The 5,512-nt window shown below is 66.6% G+C and carries 5 protein-coding genes; 1 reads left to right on the top strand and 4 read right to left on the bottom strand.

Translation table 11 applies throughout. The features are described 5' to 3' along the window. Positions 1-53: 53 nt before the first annotated feature. The 4 genes from ACRDPS_RS21865 to ACRDPS_RS21850 form a co-directional block, all read right to left on the bottom strand. Complete coding sequence (locus ACRDPS_RS21865) at positions 54-527, bottom strand: universal stress protein (RefSeq protein WP_431503774.1); 474 nt, start codon at positions 525-527, stop codon at positions 54-56. Next, on the bottom strand, positions 524-1,984 hold the full coding sequence (locus ACRDPS_RS21860) for an APC family permease (protein ID WP_431503773.1): 1,461 nt from the start codon (positions 1,982-1,984) through the stop codon (positions 524-526). Before ACRDPS_RS21860 ends, ACRDPS_RS21865 begins: the two co-directional genes overlap by 4 nt. A 115-nt stretch (positions 1,985-2,099) precedes the next feature. Continuing rightward, the gene (locus ACRDPS_RS21855) at positions 2,100-2,585 is read right to left on the bottom strand and encodes a DUF456 domain-containing protein (RefSeq protein ID WP_431503772.1); all 486 of its coding nucleotides are present in this window, start codon (positions 2,583-2,585) and stop codon (positions 2,100-2,102) included. Between the two features lie 99 nt (positions 2,586-2,684). Continuing rightward, complete coding sequence (locus ACRDPS_RS21850) at positions 2,685-2,891, bottom strand: DUF7455 domain-containing protein (protein ID WP_431503771.1); 207 nt, start codon at positions 2,889-2,891, stop codon at positions 2,685-2,687. Between the two features lie 400 nt (positions 2,892-3,291). Between ACRDPS_RS21850 and ACRDPS_RS21845 the strand changes: the two genes are divergently transcribed. Beyond that, the gene (locus ACRDPS_RS21845; RefSeq protein ID WP_431503770.1) at positions 3,292-5,376 is read left to right on the top strand and encodes a DNA gyrase/topoisomerase IV subunit B; all 2,085 of its coding nucleotides are present in this window, start codon (positions 3,292-3,294) and stop codon (positions 5,374-5,376) included. Positions 5,377-5,512: the final 136 nt, after the last annotated feature.

Here is a 5,512-nt window from a genome sequence, read left to right as displayed (position 1 = left end):
CTCCGGGAGGGCGTTCGTCGTCGTGGACCCGCTGCCGCGGATCCCGGTCCAGTTCAGGCCTTCTTGCGCGGCTTGCGTGGGGTCGGGCGTACGACGAGCACAGGACACGGCGCATAGTGCTGGATGCGCTGGGCCGTGCTGCCCATCAGCACGGTGTCGCTGAGGCCCCGGCCACCGGATGCGACCACGATGAGACCGGCCCCGATCTGGGAGGCCGCCTTGATGATCTCGTTGGCCGGCGAACCGCTCCGGATCCGCTTGTGGACCGGAGGCCCCCAGCCGGCGAACTCGGTCGCGACCGATGCGACCGCGGACTCGGCAGCCTTGCGGAAGTCGAGCGCCTCGAACTTCGAGGTCTTCGACGGAGCGAGGTCGTCGGAGAAACCCACGGCCGCGAGCGGCCGAACCACGGCGATCACCGAGATGTCGCTGATCTTGTCGGGATCGGCGAAGGACTTGAACTTGCGAGCAGCCTGCAACGACTGTCGAGAACCGTCCGTGGTGACGATGACGTGCATGCCGGTCATGAGCTCTCTCCTCTGTGCGATCCGTCTTCGGTGGTGTCGTCACTGGCCGGGGTCGGTTCTCCTCGCTCGACGCCCGCCGATCGGTCGCGGTGGCCGAACAGGCGCTCGGCGGCGTACAGGGCAAGGCCCAACCCGAGCAGGCCTGCGCACCACCACAGCGATGACGGGTCGTCGACGATCACGTAGACGAGCAGAATCGCGTTGCCGAGGAGGCCGACGTAGAGCAGGCCGGTGTTGGCGCGGAAGGTGTCCGGCCCCTCGTCGGACCCGCGCAGCTTGAGGGCTGCCACGATGACGAGCCCGTAGATGAACAGCGTGAACACGACGGTGACCGTGGCCAGGCGGGCGACGACGTCCATGCCGACACCTGCCTCCGAGATCAGCTTGCCGATCACCAGAAGTCCGATCACCACGGCCGCGGCGAAGCTCAGAGCGACCCAGGGGCTGCGCCGCGAAGGGTGGATCTTCGCGAAGGCTCCGGGGACGACGTCTTCGCGAGCCATGCCGTAGAGGATGCGTGACTCGGTGACGACCGCGACAAGCGTCGTGTTGGTGATCGCCACCATCGCGATGACGGCGAAGAGGACGGTCATGAACCCGACGGGGAACGGCAGGATGCCCTCCTTGACGACCTCGAGCAGTGCGGCGGGCGACTCGGCCAGCTGGTCGACCGGTACGGTGAGCGCCGCGGTCATCGCCACGATCACATAGATGACACCAGCCGCCGCCATGCCGCCGACGAGCGCCCGTGGGAAGGTCTTGGCCGGGTTGACGGTCTCCTCGGCAACGTTGGCGGCGTTCTCGAACCCGGTCATCGCGAAGAACGCCAGCGCCACGCCCGCCACGATCGCGAAGATCGGGCTGCCGTCGCTGGAGAAGTCCGTGAGCACCCCGAAGTCGGCGTCGCCGCGACCCACGTGAATCGCCCCGATCACCATGATGATGATGAGCCCGGCGATCTCGACGAACGTCATCAGCATGTTGATCACGACCGACTCGGTGATGCCGATGAAGTTGACCACCGCGAGCACGAGGATGAAGACGATCGAGATGAGCAGCGCCGGCGGCAGTGCCCAGACCTCGGCGAAGTAGGACGAGAAGCCGGTCGCGAGCGACCCGGCGGCCGCGAAGCTGGCCGACAGCATGCAGACGGTGACCAGGAAGGTCAGGAAGGTGTTGCGGAAGGCCTTGTTGACATAGAGCGCCGCACCGGCGGCCCGTGGGTACTTGGTGACGAGCTCTGCGTACGCGAGTCCAGTGATGGTTGCGATGCTGACGCCGACGGCGAAGGCCAGCCAGAACGCGCCGCCCACTGCACCGGCGACGAGACCGATCAGGACGTAGATACCTGAACCGAGGACGTCTCCGAGGACGTAGAAGAAGAGCAGCCGCCCGGTGATGGACCGTTTCAGGTCACCGTCGTCCGGGTGGTCGAGCTCTGGGGCTGTCGTTGACAAGGTGCCTCCCGAGTCGGTTGGTCGATCACCCAAGCCGACCCTGTCCGTGCCACCATGTCAAGCATGCATCGTCGTCGGGGGCGTCGATGCTCGACAGCCGGACTCGTCTGAGGCGTCAGGTGACGAACAGCCCGACGACCCAGGTGATCGTGGCGAGAGTGGCCGCGATGGCGTCGATCAGGATGAACAGGCCGATCGCCTTCAACGCGGTACGGGTCGAGGCCCAGGCCTCGCCGGAGTCGCCGCCGTGACGGCGCAGCTCGGCGAGGAAGACACCCAGCGGGAAGCCGACGAAGAGGCCGACGACGGGGATCACGAAGAAGCCGACGATGGCCAGGAGTCCACCCATGACCTGGGTGGACAGCGGCATCCCGGAGGCCTTGAGGCGCTTGCCGGGGATGGCGTACTTGGTGATCAGCCCGATGGCGATCAGGCCGGCGGAGATGCCGAAGATCACCCACCCGGTGGGCTCTCCCAGCCAGATCGCCCAGCCGAGGATCGCGGCGGCGACGAGCAGTGCGCCGCCGGGAAGGATGGGGACGACGATGCCGGCGATGCCGAAGGCGATGACCAGCGCGACGATGACTTCGACAAGACTCACGGGGCGAACCCTAGCCCGAGATGGTCAACCCGAGATGGTCAAAACGCACCGTAGGCCCGGACCATCGTGGTCCGGACCTACGGGGAGTCGGTGGGCGGGTCAGCTCTTCTCGTTGAGCTTGTGCGTCTCGTCGGTGATCGAGGTGGCGATCTCCTTGAGCTTCTCGCCGTGCTCGCGGGCGTGGTGGGCACAGAACAGCAGGTCGCCGCCGGAGCGAAGCTCCGCACGTACATAGGCCTGCGCTCCGCACCGGTCGCAACGGTCCGCGGAGGTGAGCGGCGAGCTGGTGGCAACGGCAGTGGTCACATCGGCCTCATTTCTGAATCATCATTGCGCCGGGATAACGTACGTGAGCCTTGGAAGATTCCCTAGATGGCTAGCGTCTCTTCGCGGACTCTTATCTCGTCGCACCTCTAATCCTTGCAGTTGTCGCTCTGGGTAAGGGGTGTGGGTGGGACCTACCCCGCGGGACATCGCTGTCCGTGACAGACATTCTTACCTGTCGACTGACCATTTCGTGCATCGAAACCCGCAAGTTCCACGTAACGGACCGGTCACGACAACTGTGCTCGGCCCGATTGACGTGGGGGAGTGCGGCCCGAGGCGACCGAGCCGGTTGCCGCGTGCCTGCGCAAGACCCGGGCGTGTCGCACGGTAGATTTCATCTGAGCAACCCCCACGCAACACCCCACGCAACAACGCAGCAATGCAGGACAGCCAGGAGCCGATCATCTCTGACAACACCTACAACGCCGCGCACCTCCTCGTCCTCGAGGGCCTGGAGGCCGTACGCAAGCGTCCAGGTATGTACATCGGCTCGACCGACACCCGCGGCCTCATGCACTGCCTGTGGGAGATCATCGACAACGGCGTCGACGAGGCGCTGGCCGATGTCGCCGGTCACGTCGAGGTGACGATGCACCCCGACGGCTCGGTGGAGGTCTACGACGACGGTCGCGGAATCCCGACCGACAAGGAGCCCCGCACCGGGCTCCCGGGCGTCGAGGTGGTCGCGACCAAGCTGCACGCGGGCGGCAAGTTCGGTGGCGGCTCCTACAACGCCACCGGTGGCCTGCACGGTGTCGGTCTCTCGGTCGTCAACGCGCTCTCGGCGCGGATGGACATCGACGTGGACCGTTCGCCGTCCCAGCAGGGGATGTCGTTCCGTCGGGGCGTTCCCGGTGTCTTCGCGGGGGACGGGCCGAAGGCCGAGTTCACGCCGCAGTCCGGGCTGACCCGCAAGGGCAAGCGCGTGGCCAAGGGCAAGACCGGGACCAGGGTCCGGTTCTGGCCCGACCGGCAGATCTTCACCAAGGACGCCCGCTTCGAGCTCGAGGGGCTCCTCGGCCGAGCCCGGCAGACGTCGTTCATCGTCCCCGGTCTCGAGCTGGTCATCCGGGACCAGTCCGCGGCGGACCCGATCGAGGAGAAGTTCCGCCACGACGGAGGCATCGCCGAGTTCGTCGACTTCCTGGCCAAGGACGAGCCGGTCAGCGGCGTACTTCGGCTGCAGGGTTCGGACACCTTCAGCGAGACCGTCCCGATGCTCGACGACGCCGGCCACATGACGCCCCAGGACGTCGAGCGTGAGCTCGGCGTCGACATCGCGGTGCGCTGGGGCAGCGGCTACGACACCGAGATCCGCTCCTTCGTCAACGTGATCGCCACCCCGAAGGGCGGCACCCACGTCGGTGGCTTCGAGGCCGCCATGACCAAGACCTTCAACGACGCCATGCGTGCCGCCAAGGTCCTCAAGGTCAGCGACAAGGACATCATCAAGGAGGACGTCCTCGAGGGGCTGACCTCGGTGGTGACGGTGCGCCTGGCCGAGCCGCAGTTCGAGGGCCAGACCAAGGAGATCCTCGGTACGCCGGCGGCTCGCAGCGTCGTCCGCAAGGTCGTCGCCGCGGAGATGAAGAAGTTCCTCGTCGACTCTCGCGGGGCGCAGAAGCAGCAGGCCAAGCTGGTGATGGAGAAGGTCTACTCCGCCTCCAAGACGCGCCTCTCGCTGCGCCAGCAGAAGGAGAACCAGCGGCGCAAGAACGCCCTGGAGTCCTCCGCGCTGCCCTCCAAGCTCGCCGACTGCCGCACCACCGACGATCGTGCCGAGCTGTTCATCGTCGAGGGTGACTCCGCGCTCGGCACCGCCAAGGTGGCCCGCAACTCCGAGTTCCAGGCGCTGCTCCCGATCCGCGGCAAGATCCTGAACGTCCAGAAGGCCTCGGTCGGCGACATGCTGAAGAACACCGAGTGCTCCTCGATCATCCAGGTCGTCGGCACCGGCACGGGTCGCGGCTTCGATCTCGACGCGGCCCGCTACGGCAAGATCATCTTCATGGCCGACGCCGACTCCGACGGCGCCCACATCCGTACGCTGCTGGCGACCCTGTTCTTCAAGTACATGCCCGAGCTGATCTCGGCCGGGAAGGTCTACACCGCGGTCCCGCCGCTGCACCGGATCGAGGTCTCCAACCCCAAGAAGGGGATGGAGAAGTACATCTACACCTACTCGGACCCGGAGCTGCAGCGCCGGCTCGCCGAGCTGAAGAAGAAGAACGTCACCTGGAAGGACCCGGTCCAGCGCTACAAGGGTCTGGGTGAGATGGACGCCGACCAGCTGGCCGAGACGACGATGGACCCGCGCCACCGCACACTGCGCCGGTTGACCCTGGACGACGCCGACTCGGCTGCGGGGGTCTTCGACCTGCTGATGGGCTCCGACGTCGCGCCGCGCAAGGAGTTCATCGTCGCCGGCGGCGGTCAGCTCTCCGAAGACGACCTCGACTTCTAGGCGCGCTGATGGATCAGAAGGCGGCACGCGCCGCGGCGACCAAGGCTTTCAAGGCCGGCGGCATGCCGCTGCGCAAGGGCCACCACCGCCTCGGCGACCCGAAGCGGGACGACCTCGTCTGGTACGTCGACCTGCG

This window comes from Nocardioides sp., from assembly GCF_050699375.1.
Lineage (GTDB): Bacteria > Actinomycetota > Actinomycetes > Propionibacteriales > Nocardioidaceae > Nocardioides.
Note: the sequence above shows the minus strand (reverse complement) of the source record. Positions and strands in the feature narration are given on the sequence as shown.

Bases quoted from the DNA above. Each gene is read 5' to 3' on its own strand.
- ACRDPS_RS21865 (WP_431503774.1), bottom strand. From the start codon at position 527: ATGACCGGCATGCACGTCATCGTCACCACGGACGGTTCTCGACAGTCG.
- ACRDPS_RS21845 (WP_431503770.1), top strand. From the start codon at position 3,292: ATGCAGGACAGCCAGGAGCCGATCATCTCTGACAACACCTACAACGCC.